The organism is Citrobacter sp. CK185 (assembly GCF_030333565.1).
GTDB lineage: Bacteria > Pseudomonadota > Gammaproteobacteria > Enterobacterales > Enterobacteriaceae > Citrobacter_B > Citrobacter_B koseri.
The window spans coordinates 177,027-195,828 of record NZ_JAOWFR010000023.1 but is presented as its reverse complement, the minus strand read 5'-3'; the positions used below and the strand labels follow the sequence as shown (position 1 = coordinate 195,828).

General features: G+C 55.4%; 18 protein-coding genes. 9 read left to right on the top strand and 9 right to left on the bottom strand.

Going from position 1 to position 18,802, the window contains the following annotated elements; all coding sequences use genetic code 11:
* Window positions 1-22: 22 nt before the first annotated feature.
* The gene (locus OGV79_RS08585; RefSeq protein WP_047458049.1) at window positions 23-397 is read right to left on the bottom strand and encodes a YbgS-like family protein; all 375 of its coding nucleotides are present in this window, start codon (window positions 395-397) and stop codon (window positions 23-25) included.
* A 315-nt stretch (window positions 398-712) separates the two neighbouring features.
* On the opposite strand from OGV79_RS08585, the gene aroG reads away from it, so the two are divergent.
* The 5 genes from aroG (at window position 713) to OGV79_RS08560 (ending at window position 6,967) form a co-directional block, all read left to right on the top strand.
* Window positions 713-1,765 (top strand): 3-deoxy-7-phosphoheptulonate synthase AroG, encoded by a 1,053-nt coding sequence (gene aroG, locus OGV79_RS08580; protein ID WP_012133235.1) that lies wholly within the window; start codon window positions 713-715, stop codon window positions 1,763-1,765.
* A gap of 183 nt (window positions 1,766-1,948) precedes the next feature.
* Window positions 1,949-4,117: a TonB-dependent receptor gene (locus OGV79_RS08575; protein WP_286468233.1), complete on the top strand. Its 2,169-nt coding sequence runs from the start codon at window positions 1,949-1,951 to the stop codon at window positions 4,115-4,117.
* Between the two features lie 11 nt (window positions 4,118-4,128).
* A complete protein-coding gene (locus tag OGV79_RS08570; RefSeq protein ID WP_012133233.1) occupies window positions 4,129-5,115 on the top strand; it encodes an ABC transporter substrate-binding protein in 987 nt (328 codons plus the stop codon).
* On the top strand, window positions 5,112-6,194 hold the full coding sequence (locus OGV79_RS08565) for a FecCD family ABC transporter permease (protein WP_052194398.1): 1,083 nt from the start codon (window positions 5,112-5,114) through the stop codon (window positions 6,192-6,194). The genes OGV79_RS08570 and OGV79_RS08565 overlap by 4 nt, the downstream gene beginning before the upstream one ends.
* Window positions 6,191-6,967: an ABC transporter ATP-binding protein gene (locus tag OGV79_RS08560; protein WP_012133231.1), complete on the top strand. Its 777-nt coding sequence runs from the start codon at window positions 6,191-6,193 to the stop codon at window positions 6,965-6,967. Before OGV79_RS08565 ends, OGV79_RS08560 begins: the two co-directional genes overlap by 4 nt.
* 102 nt (window positions 6,968-7,069) lie before the next feature.
* Here the strand turns inward: OGV79_RS08560 and gpmA are convergent, their stop codons facing one another.
* From gpmA to modE, 7 genes are all read right to left on the bottom strand, one after another.
* Entirely contained in the window at window positions 7,070-7,822 is a 753-nt protein-coding gene (gpmA, locus tag OGV79_RS08555) for a 2,3-diphosphoglycerate-dependent phosphoglycerate mutase (protein WP_012133230.1), read from the bottom strand.
* Window positions 7,823-8,043: 221 nt separating this feature from the next.
* A complete protein-coding gene (gene galM, locus OGV79_RS08550; RefSeq protein WP_060815868.1) occupies window positions 8,044-9,084 on the bottom strand; it encodes a galactose-1-epimerase in 1,041 nt (346 codons plus the stop codon).
* Window positions 9,078-10,226: a galactokinase gene (gene galK / locus OGV79_RS08545; protein ID WP_012133227.1), complete on the bottom strand. Its 1,149-nt coding sequence runs from the start codon at window positions 10,224-10,226 to the stop codon at window positions 9,078-9,080. The genes galM and galK overlap by 7 nt, the downstream gene beginning before the upstream one ends.
* Window positions 10,227-10,229: 3 nt before the next feature.
* Window positions 10,230-11,276, bottom strand: coding sequence for a galactose-1-phosphate uridylyltransferase (galT, locus tag OGV79_RS08540; RefSeq protein WP_104868901.1), 1,047 nt, complete (start codon window positions 11,274-11,276; stop codon window positions 10,230-10,232).
* A 9-nt stretch (window positions 11,277-11,285) separates the two neighbouring features.
* The gene (gene galE / locus OGV79_RS08535) at window positions 11,286-12,302 is read right to left on the bottom strand and encodes a UDP-glucose 4-epimerase GalE (protein WP_024130520.1); all 1,017 of its coding nucleotides are present in this window, start codon (window positions 12,300-12,302) and stop codon (window positions 11,286-11,288) included.
* Between the two features lie 218 nt (window positions 12,303-12,520).
* On the bottom strand, window positions 12,521-13,993 hold the full coding sequence (gene modF, locus OGV79_RS08530) for a molybdate ABC transporter ATP-binding protein ModF (protein WP_286468231.1): 1,473 nt from the start codon (window positions 13,991-13,993) through the stop codon (window positions 12,521-12,523).
* 67 nt (window positions 13,994-14,060) lie between these two features.
* Window positions 14,061-14,849 carry a molybdenum-dependent transcriptional regulator gene (modE, locus tag OGV79_RS08525; protein WP_012133223.1) on the bottom strand — a complete coding sequence of 263 codons (789 nt, stop codon included), beginning with the start codon at window positions 14,847-14,849 and terminating at the stop codon, window positions 14,061-14,063.
* A gap of 128 nt (window positions 14,850-14,977) precedes the next feature.
* On the opposite strand from modE, the gene OGV79_RS08520 reads away from it, so the two are divergent.
* The 4 genes from OGV79_RS08520 (at window position 14,978) to modC (ending at window position 17,891) form a co-directional block, all read left to right on the top strand.
* A complete protein-coding gene (locus OGV79_RS08520) occupies window positions 14,978-15,127 on the top strand; it encodes an AcrZ family multidrug efflux pump-associated protein (RefSeq protein WP_024130518.1) in 150 nt (49 codons plus the stop codon).
* Window positions 15,128-15,367: 240 nt separating this feature from the next.
* Window positions 15,368-16,141, top strand: coding sequence for a molybdate ABC transporter substrate-binding protein (modA, locus tag OGV79_RS08515; RefSeq protein ID WP_012133221.1), 774 nt, complete (start codon window positions 15,368-15,370; stop codon window positions 16,139-16,141).
* Window positions 16,141-16,830, top strand: coding sequence for a molybdate ABC transporter permease subunit (gene modB / locus OGV79_RS08510; RefSeq protein ID WP_012133220.1), 690 nt, complete (start codon window positions 16,141-16,143; stop codon window positions 16,828-16,830). Before modA ends, modB begins: the two co-directional genes overlap by 1 nt.
* 2 nt (window positions 16,831-16,832) lie before the next feature.
* Complete coding sequence (modC, locus tag OGV79_RS08505; protein WP_012133219.1) at window positions 16,833-17,891, top strand: molybdenum ABC transporter ATP-binding protein ModC; 1,059 nt, start codon at window positions 16,833-16,835, stop codon at window positions 17,889-17,891.
* On the opposite strand, the gene OGV79_RS08500 is transcribed toward modC, so the two are convergent.
* Entirely contained in the window at window positions 17,892-18,710 is an 819-nt protein-coding gene (locus tag OGV79_RS08500; RefSeq protein WP_012133218.1) for a pyridoxal phosphatase, read from the bottom strand.
* Window positions 18,711-18,802: the final 92 nt, after the last annotated feature.

The window sequence follows — 18,802 nt, the reverse complement described above, 5'->3', positions numbered from 1 at the left end:
GTTACCAGGCCTTTTTTCAGGCTTACTGCGTGGTGCCATCGGTTTTAGTATCAACGTCGTTGTTGATGCCGTCGCCGGTCTCCACTTTCTTATTCACGTCCGGGCAGCGGCCGTCCTTACACATGGTGTTTTTATGCACTTCATCGGAGGTCATGCCGTCGTGGTTCATTGATGAGCCATCCGGGTGAAGCATGGTGCCGCCGGAATTAATCTGACTGTTGTCCACATTGTTTGGCGCGACGTTTTCGCGGGCGTCAGGGGCGACCTGTCCGGCATCCGCCGAAGAGTTTGCCTGTCCGTTGTTGGACTGCGTATTCGCGTCAGCGGCCAACGCTGCGCCACTGGCAAGGCTGAGTATGGCAGTAAGAAAAAGTGTGGCCAGTTTTGTCATTTTCATAAGATGCTCCTGTTATGGTCGATATGTCGGATAACTCTTCCAACAGTGCATGTGCCAGTAAAATCTCAGAGAGGGGTTAAAGATCCCGCACTGGCGATTTAGCCCAGCAGAGAATCTTGAAAAAACTCACAAAAATAGTGTTTGCAGTTAAAAATTGTAGGTTAGATCTCGTTTTTCGCTACTTTCTGGCGTTTTTTTCTCTAATTCCAGGATTAGTCCGTTCGAAGTGTAAAAGTCAGTTTACACTTTTTAGCCAAAGAGATAGATTGAAGGGATTGCATTTAATTAGATAAGTATGGCAACACTGGAATAATCATGAATTATCAGAACGACGATTTACGTATTAAAGAGATCAACGAGTTATTACCGCCAGTCGCACTCCTTGAAAAATTTCCCGCTACAGAGAATGCAGCAAACACCGTTGCCCATGCCCGCAAAGCGATTCATAAAATCCTGAAAGGGAATGACGATCGCCTGCTGGTGGTGATTGGGCCGTGCTCAATTCATGATCCGGTTGCCGCCAAAGAGTATGCCGCTCGTTTAATGACGCTGCGTGAAGAGCTAAAAGGCGAGCTTGAAATTGTCATGCGCGTCTATTTTGAAAAACCGCGCACCACGGTGGGCTGGAAAGGGCTGATTAACGATCCGCATATGGATAACAGCTTCCAGATTAACGATGGTCTGCGTATTGCCCGCAAGCTATTGCTCGACATTAACGACAGCGGATTACCCGCTGCGGGTGAGTTCCTTGATATGATTACCCCGCAATATCTGGCGGATCTGATGAGCTGGGGCGCGATTGGCGCACGTACCACGGAGTCTCAGGTACACCGCGAGCTGGCCTCCGGTCTTTCCTGCCCGGTCGGCTTTAAAAATGGCACCGACGGCACCATCAAAGTGGCGATTGACGCCATCAATGCCGCCGGTGCGCCTCACTGCTTCCTCTCCGTCACTAAGTGGGGGCACTCCGCCATTGTGAATACCAGCGGCAACGGCGACTGCCACATTATTCTGCGTGGAGGCAAAGAGCCAAACTACAGCGCGCAACATGTGGCAGAAGTAAAAGAAGGTCTTGCTAAAGCGGGGCTTGCGCCGCAGGTTATGATCGATTTCAGCCATGCGAACTCCTCCAAACAGTTTAAAAAGCAGATGGACGTTTGTGCGGATGTTTGCCAGCAGATTGCGCGTGGCGAAAACGCGATCATTGGCGTGATGGTGGAAAGCCATCTGGTGGAAGGTAATCAGAGCCTGGAAAGCGGCGAACCGCTGACCTACGGTAAGAGCGTTACCGACGCCTGCATCGGCTGGGAAGATACGGATGCGCTGCTGCGTCAGTTGTCGAATGCGGTGAAAGCCCGTCGCGGATAATTCCTCCTGCCAACGCACGTTGCGCAATTGAAAAACCGGCAAATCAGGCCGGTTTTTTTCTACTAACTGTTTGTAATCCAAAAGAGTTAGTTCTTTGTTTAAAAGTTTTGATGTGATCGTGATCAACTTTTTACACTTATATCGGTCGTAATATAATTTTTTACATAACGATTGATAATACAAATGAATAAGCCCACTCAACTGGCAACGCTGTTGCCTCTTCTCATTTCCCTGGCGCCGCACAGCGCACATGCGGCAAACACCTCTGAAGATGAAATTATCGTCACCAGCCAGCCTTCTGCCGATACCACGCATGCCGCTTCCGGCGCTGGATTCAAAACCAATGATATCGATGTCGGGCCGCTGGGCAATAAAGCCTGGGTTGATACACCGTATTCGACCACAACCGTCACCAAAGAGATGATTGAGAACCAGCAGGCGCAAAGCGTGAGCGAACTGCTGAAATACTCGCCCAGCACACAAATGCAGGCGCGCGGCGGCATGGATGTCGGCAGACCGCAGAGCCGGGGGATGCAGGGCAGCGTGGTTGCCAACAGCCGCCTGGATGGGTTGAACATCGTCTCAACCACCGCTTTCCCCGTTGAGATGCTGGAACGCCTGGATGTGCTCAACAGCCTGACCGGCGCGCTGTACGGCCCGGCAAGTCCGGCCGGGCAGTTTAATTTTGTCGCCAAACGCCCAACGGAAGAGACGCTGCGCAAAGTCACTCTGGGTTATCAAAGCCGGAGCGCCTTTACCGGGCATGTCGATTTGGGCGGACACATTGATGATGACAACCGTTTTGGCTATCGCGTGAATGTGCTAAATCAGGAAGGTGAAGGGAATCTGGATGACAGTACGCTGCGCCGTAAGTTGCTTTCCGTGGCGCTGGACTGGAATATTCAGCCAGGCACGCAATTGCAGCTGGATGCCAGCCACTATGAGTTTATTCAAAAAGGCTATCCGGGAAGCTTCAGCTATGGCCCGAACATTAAACTACCTTCCGCACCCGATCCCAAAGATAAAAATCTGGCGCTCAGCACGGCCGGGAACGATCTGACAACCGACACGGTGAGCACGCGTCTTATTCATTATCTCAATGATGACTGGTCCGTAACGGCGGGCGTTGGCTGGCAGCAGGCGGATCGTGCGATGCGTAACGTATCCAGCAAAATTATCAATAACCAGGGCGATATCAGCCGTTCGCTGAAAGACTCTACTGCCGCAGGACGTTTTCGCGTACTGAGCAATACCGCCACGCTTAACGGTCATGTTGATACCGGTTCTGTCGGGCATGATATTGCGCTCTCGACCACCGGTTATGTCTGGTCGCTGTACAGTGCGAAAGGGACGGGGCCGTCTTATAGCTGGGACACCACCAATATGTACCACCCCTCTGAGATGTACGAAAAGGGCGATGGCAAAATCATAACCGGTGGGGATCGTTATAAATCCAGCGTCAACACGCAACAGAGCATTACCCTTGGGGATACCGTGACTTTCACGCCGAAATGGTCGGCGATGTTCTACTTGAGCCAGAGCTGGATTCAGTCGCAGAACTACAATAAAAGCGGTCATAAAACCGGCCAGATTGATGAGAACGGTTTAAGCCCGAATGCGGCGTTGATGTATAAAATCACCCCGAATGTGATGGCCTACGTCAGCTATGCGGAGTCGCTGGAACAGGGCGGGACGGCGCCAACCAATAGCGACGTGAAAAATGCCGGGCAAACCCTCGACCCGTATCGCAGCAAACAATATGAGATGGGGCTAAAAGCCGATGTCTCCGGGATGAATCTGGGGGCGGCGCTGTTCCGTCTTGAGCGTCCATTTGCCTATGTCGATCCCGGCGATAATGTCTATAAGGAACAGGGGAACCAGGTCAATAACGGTCTGGAATTGACGGCCTCCGGTAATGTCTGGCAAGGGCTGAATATCTACAGCGGCGTGACGCTCCTCGATCCGAAACTGAAAGATACGGTGAGCGATACCACCAGCGATAAACGGGTGGTAGGCGTACCGAAAGTGCAGGCGAACATGCTGGCGGAGTACAGCTTACCGTCGATGCCGGAATGGGTATACAGCGCTAACGTTCACTATACCGGCAAGCGTGCCGCCAACGATACCAACACCGCATGGGCCCGCAGCTACACCACCTGGGACCTGGGCACCCGCTACACCACGAAAATCAGCAACGTGCCGACCACCTTCCGCGTGGTGGTTAACAACGTGTTCGATAAGCACTACTGGGCATCAATCTTCCCGTCAGGCACCGATGGCGATAACGGTTCACCCAGCGCCTTTATCGGCAGCGGGCGTGAAGTTCGCGCCTCCGTCACGTTTGATTTTTAAAGGATGGAGTCATGACGCTAACCCGCATTTTCCCCGCGCTGGCCTGGCTGGTGGCGGGGAGCCTGTTTGCCGCGCAGCCGCACAGCGATGTGCGCATCGCTTCGCCGTGGCCGGCGCAAAACACCATCATCACCATGCTGGGGTATGGCGATAATATTGTTGGCACGTCGATGATTGCAAAGACGATTCCGCTTTTTCGCCAGAGTCTGCCGCGTATTGAGAATGTCGCCGTTGTCAGCGTCAACAGCGGTCACGAACTGGACCCGGAGCAGATCATCTCGCTCGGTACGCAACTGCTGTTTGTGCCGAAATCAATGACGGTGCCGAGGGCGTCGCTGCTCCAGCAGGCAGGGGTGCGCGTACTGGCGTTTGAGGCGAACTCCATGCAGGCGCTGACCGCCCGGGTGCATAAAACAGCGGAGGTGCTGGGGCCAGATGCGCAGGATAAAGCGCAGCGGTATCAGCAGTATTTTGACCGCAATGTGGCGCGGGTAAAGGCACGCTTAAGCGATCTTCCTGAAGATCAGCGAATGACCCTCTATCACAGCATGGGCAATCCGCTGACCACTTCTGGCAGGCCGTCGCTTAATCAGGACTGGATGGATCTGGCCGGTGCAAAAAACGTCGCCGAGCGCTGGTTTAGCCACAAGCAAAACCGGACGGGGGAAGTCGCTCTTGAGCAGATTGTCGCGGCAAATCCGGCGGTGATTGTCGCCATGAATAAGCGGGATGCGGATGCCATCCTGACTTCTCCCCAGTGGGCGCAGGTGGATGCCGTGATTCATCATCGCGTGTATGTGAACCCGAAAGGGATGTTCTGGTGGTGTCGGGAGACCAGCGAAGAGGCGTTACAATTCCTCTGGCTGGCAAAAACGCTCTACCCGCAGCGCTTTGCCGATGTGGATATGCGCAAGGAGACCCGCCGCTTTTACCAGGACTTCTTTGGCATTACACTCAGCGACGCGCAGATTAGCGATGTGCTCAATCCGCCGAAATGACTCTACAGGTAAGGAACGTTATGTCGCTATCCGCTAATGCTCCGTCGATCGACGATCGCTACCGTCTTGTGGTACGCAAGCGGTTGATGCTGGCGCTGCTGATTATTGCGGCGATAGTCGCCTCGCTGGTGCTGGACTCTACGCTTGGCCCGTCTGGTCTGTCGCTCGGCGAGCTCTGGCAAACGCTGCTGCACCCGGCAAGCGTTAATGCGGGGACGCGCGTTATTGTCTGGGATATCCGTTTACCCTATGCGCTGATGGCGTTACTGGTGGGAATGGCTTTGGGGCTGGCGGGCGCCGAAATGCAGACAATCCTGAACAACCCGCTGGCGAGTCCGTTCACGCTGGGCGTTTCTTCCGCTGCGGCCTTTGGCGCTGCGCTGGCGATCGTGTTGGGTATCGGCATTCCCGGCGTTCCTGCCGCCTGGTTTATTCCCGCGAATGCCTTTGCTTTTGCGCTGTTGTCCGCCCTGCTGCTGGACGGGATTACTCGCTGGACGCGCGTGGCGACCTCTGGCGTGGTGCTGTTCGGTATCGCGCTGGTGTTTACCTTTAATGCGCTGGTGTCGATGATGCAGTTCGTTGCCGATGAGGACACGCTACAGGGGCTGGTGTTCTGGACGATGGGCAGCCTGGCGCGCGCGTCGTGGGAAAAGCTTGGCGTGCTGGCGTTGGTGTTTGCCATTGTGCTGCCGTGGTCGATGCGTAGCGCCTGGCAATTGACGGCGCTGCGGTTGGGGGAAGATCGGGCGATGAGTTTTGGCATTGACGTGCGGCGCCTGCGCCTGTCGTCTCTGCTGCGCATCAGCCTGCTATCGGCGCTGTCGGTGGCGTTTGTCGGGCCAATCGGTTTTATCGGTCTGGTCGCGCCGCACATTGCGCGAATGCTGTTTGGTGAAGATCACCGGTTCTATCTGCCGGGCAGCGTGTTGACGGGGGGGCTGGTGCTGTCGCTGGCCTCGATCGCGTCGAAGAATATTGTTCCTGGGGTGATCATCCCGGTAGGCATCGTAACGTCGCTGGTGGGTGTGCCGTTCTTCCTGAGCATTATTTTGCGCCACCGGGGGAGCATGTCATGAGCGGGTTGATCCTCAAGGGAATAAGCGCCGGTTATCCGAAACATCCGGTTATCCGCGATCTCAGCGTGCCTGAGCTGCCGCGCGGTAAAATTACCGTTCTGCTGGGGCCGAACGGCTGCGGGAAATCAACGTTATTACGCGCGCTGGCCGGGCTGAATAAAGCCCGTGGCGAGGTCATGCTGGACGGTGAGAACCTGATGTCGCTGCCGTTTGCCCGACGTGCGGAAAAGGTGGTGTTTTTACCGCAGTCGCTGCCGCAGGGCGTACATCTGCATGTGCTGGAGTCAATTATCGTGGCGCAGCGGGCGTCCGGCGGGCGGGATGGCGCGAACAGCCACTCGCAGGTGCTGGCAATCCTGGATCAACTCGGCATTGCGCATCTGGCGCTGCACTATCTTGACCAGCTTTCCGGCGGCCAGCGGCAACTGGTGGGGCTGGCGCAGTCGCTGATTCGCTACCCGGAACTTTTGTTGCTGGACGAGCCGCTTAGCGCGCTGGATCTGAACTATCAGTTTCACGTTATGGATCTGATCGCGCGGGAAACGCGGGCGCGCAATATGGTGACGGTTGTGGTGGTGCATGACATTAATATCGCGCTACGCCACAGCGAACATGTGCTGATGCTGAAGGAGGGCAAACTGGTGGCCAGCGGCGCGCCGGAAGCGGTTATTACCGCAGAAAGCCTGGCGGAAGTGTATAACGTTCGGGGTCGTGTGGAACGTTGTTCACAGGGCAGGGCGCAGGTGGTGCTCGACGGGGTTATCGGGGTTTAAGTGCATGTATTGCCGGATGGCGGCTTACGCCTTATCCGGCCTACAGGACGTATATTGCCAACCCGTAGGCCCGATAAGCGAAGCGCCATCAGGCAAATCAGATTACTTCGCTTTACCCTGGTTCGCTACGGCCGCCGCTTTTGCCGCGATCTCGTCAGCGTTACCCAGATAGTAATGTTTGATCGGTTTGAAGTTTTCGTCGAACTCGTACACCAGAGGTACACCGGTCGGGATGTTCAGTTCGAGAATCTCTTCTTCGCTCATGTTATCCAGGTATTTCACCAGCGCACGCAGAGAGTTACCGTGAGCGGCGATGATGATGCGCTCACCGCTTTTCATGCGCGGCAGAATGGTTTCGTTCCAGTAAGGGATCACGCGATCGATAGTCAGCGCCAGGCTTTCAGTCAGCGGTAGCTCTTTCTCGGTCAGTTGCGCATAACGCGGATCGTGGCCCGGGTAACGCTCGTCATCTTTGGTCAGCTCCGGCGGGGTTACGGCAAAACCGCGACGCCACTGTTTAACCTGCTCATCACCGTATTTTTCAGCGGTTTCCGCTTTGTTCAGACCCTGTAGTGCGCCGTAGTGACGTTCGTTCAGCTTCCAGGATTTCTCAACCGGCAGCCAGGCCTGATCCAGTTCGTCCAGGACGTTCCACAGCGTGTGGATGGCACGTTTCAGCACGGAGGTATAAGCAAAATCGAAGCTATAGCCTTCCTCTTTCAGCAGTTTACCTGCCGCTTTTGCTTCACCCACGCCTTTCTCGGACAGGTCTACATCGTACCAACCGGTGAAACGGTTTTCGTTGTTCCACTGACTTTCGCCGTGACGTACCAGAACCAGCTTAGTTACAGCCATACTCTCACTCCTCAAGCTTTATTGAATGATAATAATTCTCATTATATTGCCGTGACAGGTCAGCGGCAACGCTTACGCATAACCATAGCGAAAATAGTGACGCAGTGTAAGGTTCTTGTGAACCCGGAGTTGCGATTTTGTCTTTGAGTGGTGGGGATTTGAGCAAAGCGACGCGCCACAGGCCCGATAGCTGGCACCATCGGGCCTGTTATGGCTCATCGTCAGGCCGGAATAAACTGATATTCCGTCAGGCTGGCGTACTCGTCGCCGGGATGCAACACGCAGTCAGGTTGCGGCCATTCCGGGTGGTTCGGGCTGTCTGGCAGAAATTCGCTTTCCAGCGCCAGGCCTTGCCAGTCGGCATAAGGTTCAGGCCCGCGCGACGGCGTGCCGCCCAGATAGTTGCCGGAATAGAATTGCAGCGCCGGAGCGGAGGTATAAACCTTCATCTGCAATTTCTCATCCTGCGACCACAGATGCGCGGCTGGCTGGCTGGCATCGCCTTTGGTCTGCAATAAAAAGGCGTGATCGTAACCTTTTACCTTGCGCTGATCGTCATCGGCAAGAAACGCGCTGGCGATGGTTTTTGCGCTGCGGAAGTCGAACGAGGTTCCGGCAACGGATTTCAGCCCGTCGCGTGGAATACCGCTTTCATCAACCGGCAGGTACGTATCAGCCAGAATCTGTAGCTTGTGCTGGCGTACGTCTGACTGCTCGCCGTCCAGGTTAAAGTAGACGTGATTGGTCAGGTTCACCGGGCAGGGCTTATCTACCGTCGCTCGATAGGTAATGGAGATTCGATTATCGTTGGTGAGACGATACTGCGCGGTGGCGCAGAGATGGCCGGGGAAGCCCTGATCGCCATCGTCAGACGTCAGTGCAAACAGCACCTGACGATCGTTCTGGTTGACTATCTGCCAGCGACGTTTGTCAAAGCCGTCCGGCCCGCCGTGCAGTTGGTTTTCACCCTGGCTTGGCAGCAGACTGACGGTTTCACCCGCCCAGGTGTAACGGCTGTTGGCAATGCGATTGGCGTAGCGGCCAATCGATGCGCCAAGAAAGGCGGCCTGATCCTGGTAATATTCCGGGCTGGCGCACCCCAGCAACGCTTCACGGACGCTGCCATCGGTTAGCGGGATACGGGCGGAAAGTAGTGTGGCGCCCCAGTCCATCAGCGTGACCACCATTCCTGCATCGTTGCGCAGGGTGAGCAGGCGGTACGGCTGACCATCGGGCGCCAGTGCGGGCGTTTCGTTTAGCACTGTCCGGCTCCTTGTGAGGGTTTGCATACGTAAAACGTTTCTTTGATTCCGGTTTTCGCTTCATACTGCGTGGCTACGGCCTGCTGTACGGCAGGAACCAGCGCTTCCGGGAGCAACGCGACGACGCAGCCGCCGAAGCCGCCGCCGGTCATGCGTACGCCGCCTTTATCGCCGATGGTCGCTTTCACAATTTCGACCAGCGTGTCGATCTGCGGGACGGTGATTTCGAAGTCATCGCGCATTGAGGCGTGAGATTCCGCCATCAATTCACCCATGCGTTTCAGGTCGCCTTTCTCCAGCGCGCTGGCGGCTTCAACGGTACGGGCGTTTTCGGTCAGTACGTGGCGAACACGTTTGGCGACAATCGGGTCCAGTTCGCTGGCCACCGCGTTGAACGCCGCAAGGCTGACATCGCGCAACGCCGGTTGCTGGAAGAAACGCGCGCCCGTTTCACACTGCTCGCGGCGGGTATTGTACTCGCTGCCCACCAGCGTACGTTTAAAGTTACTGTTGATGATCACCACCGCCACGCCTTCCGGCATGGAAACCGCTTTCGTACCCAGCGTGCGGCAGTCAATCAGCAGGGCATGATCTTTTTTACCCAGCGCGGAGATCAGCTGATCCATAATGCCGCAGTTGCAGCCGACGAACTGATTCTCCGCTTCCTGGCCGTTGAGCGCGATTTGCGCGCCATCCAGCGGCAGGTGGTACAACTGCTGGAATACGGTGCCGACCGCGACTTCCAGCGACGCAGAAGAACTGAGTCCCGCGCCCTGCGGCACATTGCCGCTGATAACCAGATCCGCGCCGCCAAATGCGTTATTTCGTTTTTGCAGATGCTTCACCACGCCGCGCACGTAGTTTGACCACTGCTGGCTGTCGTGGGTAACGATCGGCGCATCAAGGGAGAATTCATCAACCTGGTTGTCGTAGTCAGCCGCAATCACGCGCACTTTGCGATCGTCACGCGTGGCGCAGCTAATCACCGTCTGGTAGTCGATAGCGCAAGGCAGCACGAAGCCGTCGTTGTAATCGGTGTGCTCGCCGATCAGATTGACGCGACCAGGCGCCTGAATGGTGTGGGTAGCAGGGTAGCCGAAAATTTCTGCAAACAGAGATTGTGTTTTCTCTTTCAGACTCATTATTTAAACTCCTGATTCGCGAAAATGAATGTCGCTGACCGCGCGCAGACGCTCCGCCGCTTGTTCTGCCGTCAGATCGCGCTGGGTCTCCGCCAGCATTTCATAACCGACCATAAATTTACGGACTGTCGCGGAACGTAGCAGCGGTGGATAAAAGTGCGCGTGCAGCTGCCAGTGCCCGTTCTCTTCACCGTTAAACGGCGCGCCGTGCCAGCCCATGGAGTAGGGGAAGGAGCACTGGAACAGGTTGTCATAACGACTGGTCAGCTTTTTCAGCGCCAGCGCCAGGGAGTCGCGCTGATCGTCGGTCAAATCGGTAATGCGCAGCACATGCGCTTTGGGCAGCAGCAGCGTTTCAAACGGCCAGGCCGCCCAGTAAGGCACGACCGCCAGCCAGTGCTCGGTTTCAACCACCGTACGGCTGCCGTCCGCCAGTTCGCGCTGCACATAATCCACCAGCATCGGGGAGTGCTGCTCGGCGAAGTAGGCTTTTTGCAAACGATCTTCACGCTCGGCTTCGTTCGGCAGGAAGCTGTTGGCCCAAATCTGGCCGTGCGGATGCGGGTTGGAGCAGCCCATCGCCGCGCCTTTATTCTCAAAAACCTGCACCCAGGGGTAGGTTTTTCCCAGATCGGCAGTCTGTTCTTGCCAGGTTTTGATGATGTCGGTCAGCGCGGGGAGGCTCAGTTCCGGCAGCGTCTTGCTGTGATCGGGAGAAAAGCAGATCACGCGGCTGGTGCCGCGGGCGCTCTGGCAACGCATTAACGGGTCATGGCTGTCCGGCGCGTCCGGGGTGTCAGACATCAGCGCGGCAAAGTCATTTGTAAAGACATAGGTGCCGGTGTAATCCGGGTTTTTATCTCCGGTTACGCGCGTATTGCCCGCGCACAGGAAGCAGTCCGGGTCATGGGCGGGAAGCGCCTGCTGAGATGGCGTTTCCTGCGCCCCCTGCCAGGGGCGCTTTGCGCGATGCGGTGAAACCAGAATCCACTGTCCGGTTAGCGGGTTAAAACGGCGATGTGGATGATCGACAGGATTAAATTGCGTCATGACATGTCCTTAGTCTGGATATCCCTGCGGATGGCGTGACTGCCAACGCCAGGTGTCCTGTGCCATTTCGTCAAGAGTGCGGGTTACGCGCCAGTCCAGTTCGCGGTCGGCTTTGCTGGCGTCCGCCCAGTAGGCCGGAAGGTCGCCTTCACGGCGTGGGGCAAAATGATAAGCAACGGGTTTACCGCAGGCTTTGCTGAAGGCGTTAACCACATCCAGCACGCTGTTGCCAACACCGGCGCCAAGGTTGTAAATATGCACGCCTTGTTTGCCAGCCAGTTTTTCCATCGCGGTTACGTGGCCGTCGGCAAGATCCATCACATGGATGTAATCACGCACACCGGTGCCGTCTTCGGTAGGGTAGTCGTTGCCAAAGACCGCGAGTGATTCGCGACGGCCAACGGCGACCTGGGCGATGTACGGCATCAGGTTGTTAGGAATGCCCTGCGGATCTTCACCCATATCACCTGACGGATGCGCGCCGACCGGGTTGAAGTAGCGCAGCAGGGCGATGCTCCAGTCCGGCTGCGCTTTTTGCAGGTCGGTCAGGATCTGTTCGACCATCAGTTTACTTTTGCCATATGGGCTCTGCGGCGTGCCGGTCGGGAAACTTTCGACATAAGGAATTTTGGGCTGATCGCCGTAGACGGTGGCGGAGGAGCTGAAGATGAAGTTTTTGACATTGGCGGCGCGCATGGCGCTGATTAAACGCAGCGTACCGTTGACGTTGTTGTCATAGTATTCCAGCGGTTTGGCGACAGATTCGCCCACGGCTTTCAGACCGGCAAAGTGAATGACGGCGTCAATCGCGTGGTCATGCAGAATTTCAGTCATCAGCGCTTCGTTACGAATATCGCCTTCAACGAAAGTTGGGTGCTTACCACTTAATCGCTCAATAACAGGCAGTACGCTGCGCTTACTGTTGCAGAGGTTATCAAGGATGATGACATCGTGACCGTTTTTCAGTAACTGTACACAAGTATGACTTCCAATGTAACCGCTACCACCGGTGACCAGTACTCTCATAATTCGCTCCGTTAAGCCTATGGTATGGAATAACCATAGCATAACAAAGATGCGAAAAGTGTGACATGGAATATATTAGTGGAATCGTTTACACTTCGGTTTTTTCACCCGCCGACGACTGTTATTTAATGATAAATCATATGCTTTAAGAATGATTGCGCCTTTTATCTGAAAAAGCAGTGAAAAAAGGGGCGTGGTCGCACGCCCCCAGTGAACCGCTAACGCAGCGTCGTCTGTTGATAGCGGTAACTCTCGCCTTCCGGTACAAACTCCAGCCGATGGGTAATGCAGCCTGGGGCGTCTTCCGCGTGATGGGAGACAAACAGCAACTGCGTTTCTCCCTCGCTAATCAGTACATCGACAAAGCGGCGAACAAGCTGACGATTCAGCGGGTCCAGGCCTTGTAAGGGCTCGTCAAGAATCAGCAGCGTAGGGTGTTTGACCAGCGCACGGGCAATCAACGCCAGCCGTTGTTGCCCCCAGGACAGGCTGCGGAAAGGCGCATCCGCAGTGCGTTTGTCCATTCCCAGAATATCCAGCCATTGCTGCGCCAGCTTGTGCTGCCTGTCGGAAACCGCCTGGTAGATGCCAATCGAGTCAAAGTAACCGGAGAGAATGACATTACGCACCGTGGTGCTGACGCGGTAATCCAGATGCAGGCTGCTGCTGACATAGCCGATATGTTTTTTGATATCCCAGATTGTTTCACCACTCCCGCGACGGCGGCCAAACAGCGTCAGGTCGTTGCTGTATCCCTGCGGATGGTCGCCGGTGATTAAACTTAGCAGGGTGGATTTTCCCGCGCCGTTAGGCCCGACAATCTGCCAGTGTTCACCCGGATTCACCTGCCAGCTCAGATGATTAAGAATAGGGCGGTCGTTATAGGAGACGACGCCATCGTTGAGAATAATGCGCGCCGCGCCGTTCGGCAGGGCGTGACGGGCAGAAGGTTCATCCGGCTCGGGCAACTTTACGCCTTCCAGTCGTTCGCTATGCGCGAGTTGGGCAATCAGCGCCCGCTGGAGCAAATCCGCTTTTTCCCCCGTTTCCGTTAACGTGCAGTCGGCAAGGACTCCCGCATACTGAACGAATTCGGGGATCTCATCGAAGCGGTTTAACACCAGCACCAGCGTGTAGCCCGACTGGTGCAGCGTGGCGAGAAGATTCGCCAGTTGCTGGCGGGAGGCGACATCCAGCCCGTCAAACGGCTCATCGAGGATTAATAAATCCGGTTCTGACATCAGCGCCTGACAAAGCAGCGTTTTGCGCGTTTCGCCCGTAGAAAGGTATTTAAAACGTCTGTCGAGCAGAGAAGAAATGCCAAACTGCTGCGCCAGTTCGGCACAGCGGGCGGGATCGCTCACCTCATCCTGAATGATTTCTGCCGTAGTACGTCCGGTGTCGTCTTCGCCAGGGCTGAGCAGATCGGTGTTATTGCGCTGCCATTCATCGCTGACCAGTTTTTGCAACTGTTCGAATGAGAGGCGGGTGACGCGCGCGAACTGAGACTGGCGCTCGCCTTTCAGTAGCGTCAGTTCTCCCGCCAGCGCGCGGGCCAGCGCCGATTTCCCGCTTCCATTGGTGCCGACAAAAGCCCAGCTCTCCCCCGCCTGCAACGTCAGCGCACTTAACTGAAGCGTTTTTGTGTCGCTCAGGCGAAACGTACCTTGCGAAATATGCAATGATGACATTTTGTATCCCATTTTTTGCAGCGATGAATGACAGGGATACGTGTTCAAAGAACAGATGTCAATGCACTTAGCACAACGTAGCGATAATCACTCTGTCAGCATTAAAATATGCCGTCACGTTAGCACCTTCTTCCAGCGTGGCGGTCTCTTCAACGGGCAGGGTGGCGCATAACGTCTGGCCGTCAGGTAATGTCATGAGGACTTCGCACTGCTCGGCGCCGCGTTCAATATGGCTGATGGTTCCCTGAAGCTGGTTGTCGGCAGCCCGGGCAATCGCCTCGTCCTGGGTAATGCCAACCCACGGCGCTTTCAGCAGGATCAGGACTTCTTTACCTTCATCAAGGCCAAGACGCTCGCCGCTTTGCGCAGTGATGGCGACCTTCAGTCGCGTTTCGCCGTCGGCCAGCAGCACATCGACATGCTGTTGAACCTGATCGTGATCGCGTGCGGTAATGGTGCCGAACCACTGGTTACGGGCGCTGGTTTGCAAAGAGAAACGGGAAATGGCGGCCAGCAGGCTGTCGAGCGGCAGGGCGTCGTCGTCGCTCAGCACGTCGAACGCTTTTTGCTGAATCTGGGCGAGCAAATCGTAAAGCTGGATCAGGCGCTGACCGTAGCGGGTCAGTATCGCGCCGCCGCCGCCTTTGCCGCCCGTTGCGCGCTCGACGAGCGTCTGCTCGCTGAGTTGGTTCATCTCGTTAATGGCATCCCAGGCGCTTTTGTAGCTGATGCCCGCATCTTTCGCCCCCTGGCTGATGGAGCCGGAAAGCGCGATATGCTTGAGCAGCGAAATGCGGCGGGGGTCCGCAAACAATTTTTGTTGAAGTTTGAGTGTAAGGAGGATTTCGGCCTGCATAACAAGATCCTGGCAAAAGGGTTATTGTGACGGAAAACCGCTTCCGCGCAAAGTCGACCGCACAAAAGGGGAGTGCTTTTCTCATTTATGCAGTTAGAATATCAAAAGAATCCTATCTGGAGTTGACCATGTTAGAGTTATTGAAAAGTCTGGTATTCGCCGTAGTCATGGTTCCGGTGGTCATGGCCATCATTCTGGGGCTGATTTACGGTCTGGGTGAAGTGTTCAACATTTTCTCCGGTATCGGTCAGAAAGACCAGTCCAGACAAAACCATTGATTTTTAAACGCCCGCTCAGTCGGGCGTTTTACTTTCTTCGACTTTCAGGCCGCATTTTTGTTGGCTGTGCCTGTGAGTCTCAGCGCAACTCGAAATCCATTGGGTAGCGCCCCTCAAGATCCTGCTTTTCCTGCCGATATTTTCTTTGCGTAACCTCAATTGGGTATCAATAACTTCTGGGAAAAACCTTATTTTCTCGCTATATTTGCGCCTACATAACGACACTCAAAGGAGTTACAGATGGCACGTACATGGTTACGCCTGTTTGCTGGGGCAACATTATCTCTGACTGTTGCCGGACATGCGCTGGCGGATGAAGGGAAAATCACCGTATTCGCGGCGGCTTCGCTGACCAACGCAATGCAGGATATTGCGGTTGAATACAAAAAAGAGAAGAACGTTGACGTTGTCTCTTCATTTGCCTCTTCTTCTACGCTGGCTCGCCAGATTGAAGCGGGAGCGCCAGCGGATCTGTTTATCTCTGCTGACCAGAAATGGATGGATTACGCGGTAGACAAAAAAGCGATTGATACCGCAACGCGTGAAACGCTGCTTGGCAACAGCCTGGTTGTGGTCGCGCCAAAAGCCAGTGAACAGAAAGACATCACCATCGACAGCAAAACCAACTGGACGACTCTGCTGAATGGCGGTCGTCTGGCGGTGGGCGACCCGGAACACGTTCCGGCTGGCATTTATGCAAAAGAAGCGCTGCAAAAACTGGGCGCATGGGATACCCTGGCGCCGAAACTGGCTCCTGCGGAAGACGTGCGTGGCGCACTGGCGCTGGTGGAGCGTAGCGAAGCGCCGCTGGGCATCGTTTACGGTTCTGATGCCGTTGCCAGCAAAGGCGTGAAAGTGGTTGGCACGTTCCCGGAAGATTCCCATAAGAAAGTGGAATACCCGATCGCGATTGTTGATGGACACAAAAACGCAACGGTCAGCGCGTTCTATGACTACCTGAAAGGACCGCAGGCTTCCGAAATCTTTAAACGTTATGGATTTACGACGAAGTAATGATACTGACTGATCCAGAATGGCAGGCCGTTCTACTGAGCCTGAAAGTTTCTTCCCTGGCCGTGTTGTTTAGTCTGCCGTTTGGGATCTTTTTTGCCTGGTTACTTGTGCGATGCAAGTTTCCAGGCAAAGCGTTGCTTGACAGCGTACTGCATCTGCCGCTGGTTTTACCGCCCGTGGTGGTCGGTTATCTGCTGCTTATCGCGATGGGCCGACGCGGATTTATTGGTCAGTGGCTTTATGACTGGTTCGGCATTACCTTTGCCTTTAGCTGGCGAGGCGCCGTGCTGGCGGCGGCGGTGATGTCTTTCCCGTTAATGGTTCGCGCTATTCGTCTGGCGCTTGAAGGGGTCGACATTAAGCTGGAGCAGGCCGCCAGAACGCTGGGCGCAGGACGCTGGCGTGTTTTCCTCACCATTACGCTACCGCTGACATTGCCTGGCATCATCGTCGGGACCGTGCTGGCGTTTGCCCGTTCGCTCGGCGAGTTCGGCGCTACCATCACTTTCGTGTCTAACATTCCGGGTGAAACCCGCACCATTCCTTCCGCGATGTATACCCTGATCCAGACCCCTGGCGGCGAAAGCGCGGCGGCGAGATTGTGCATTATTTCTATTGTGCTGGCGCTGATCTCATTGTTGATTTCGGAATGGCTGGCGCGTATCAGCCGTGAGCGCGCGGGGAGATAAACATGCTGGAACTCAATTTCTCCCAGACGCTGGGCACCCACTGTCTGACGCTCAACGAAACGCTACCTGCCAATGGGATCACCGCTATTTTTGGCGTTTCCGGCGCCGGGAAAACATCGCTGATCAATGCCATCAGCGGACTGACGCGTCCGCAAAAAGGGCGCATTGTGCTCAATGGTCGCGTGCTTAATGATGTTGAAAATGGCATCTGCCTGACGCCGGAAAAACGGCGCGTCGGTTATGTGTTCCAGGATGCCCGACTGTTTCCGCATTACAAAGTGCGCGGCAATCTGCGCTATGGCATGGCGAAAAGCATGGCTGGACAGTTCGACAAGCTGGTGGATCTGCTCGGTATCGAACCTTTGCTGGAGCGTTTGCCAGGCAGCCTTTCCGGCGGGGAAAAACAGCGTGTGGCGATTGGTCGCGCGTTGCTGACCGCGCCGGAGCTACTGTTGCTTGATGAGCCGCTGGCTTCGCTGGATATTCCGCGCAAACGCGAACTGCTGCCGTATCTGCAACGCCTGGCGCGCGAAATTAATATCCCCCTGCTGTACGTCAGCCACTCGCTGGACGAGATTTTACATCTGGCGGACAGAGTCATGGTGCTGGAAAACGGGCAGGTGAAAGCGTTTGGCGCGCTGGAAGAGGTCTGGGGCAGCAGTGTGATGCACCCGTGGCTGCCGAAAGAGCAGCAGAGCAGCATCCTGAAAGTGAGCGTGCTGGAGCATCATCCGCATTATGCAATGACCGCGCTGGCGCTGGGCGATCAGCACCTGTGGGTCAACAAACTGGAAGAGCCGCTGCAAACCGTGCTGCGTATTCGTATTCAGGCCTCGGACGTGTCGCTGGTATTACAGCCACCGATGCAAACCAGTATCCGTAATATCCTGCGGGCAAAAGTGGCAAACTGTTATGACGATAACGGGCAGGTGGAAGTCCAGCTTGAAGTCGGCGGGAAAACGCTGTGGGCGAGAATCAGCCCGTGGGCCAGGGATGAGCTGGGCATCAAACCTGGCCTGTGGCTGTACGCGCAAATCAAGAGTGTTTCAATTACCGCCTGATTACAGCAGGTGGGTATAAATAAACTTCGCAATGCTGTCCGTGGTGTTATCGCCGATCACGATATTCGCCCGCGTTTTCACCGCGTCGTCAGCATTGCCCATCGCAACGCCGGTGCCTGCCGCTTCCAGCATACTGATATCATTGTAGTTATCGCCAAACGCCACCACATTCTCCATCGACCAGCCCTGCGCTTCAATCCACTGGGTAAGGCGTTTCCCCTTGCTGTTCCCTTTACGCGCGATATCCACCTGATCGTGCCAGGACCATTCGCACTCCAGACCCAGCTGATGCTCAACCTGTTGCACGAACTGTTGCAGTTTTGGCAGATTTTCATCGGTCAGCGCGAATTTCCAGACGGCGTTGACGTCGCGTGCCGACTGCGCCAGCGACGGCACCTGAGTAAAGGTCGGACGCTGTTCCGGCGGCAGCGTCTGCGCCCAGTTAGCGGTACGGATCACATGGCCGGTCGGGCGTTCATAAACCATCGCGTCATCAACGTACATCAGACCGTGAATCTGATGCGCATCCAGCAGATCAATCAATTGCAATGCCTGATCGACAGGCAGCGGATCGGCTTCAAGAACATTTTTTGCTTGATAATCATACAAGTAAGTGCCGTTACAGCAAATTGCAGGTGTATCCAGCGCCAGTGCCTGATAAAAAGGATGAATCGCAACGTGATGACGGCCAGTGACGATGATAAGTTGGTAGCCTGCCTCTCTGGCGCGAGAAAGCGCCTCAAGCGAGGAGGGGAGCAATGTTTTTTTCGGCGTCAGTAAGGTGCCGTCTAAATCCAGGGCAATCACACGAGCGGTCATAGGGAGTTCCAGATTAAGGTTGAGAATTTTGCCTGCGGGAATGGTACACCGAGACGGTTGGCCGGACAAAATTCTGAGCGTTAATTCAGCAT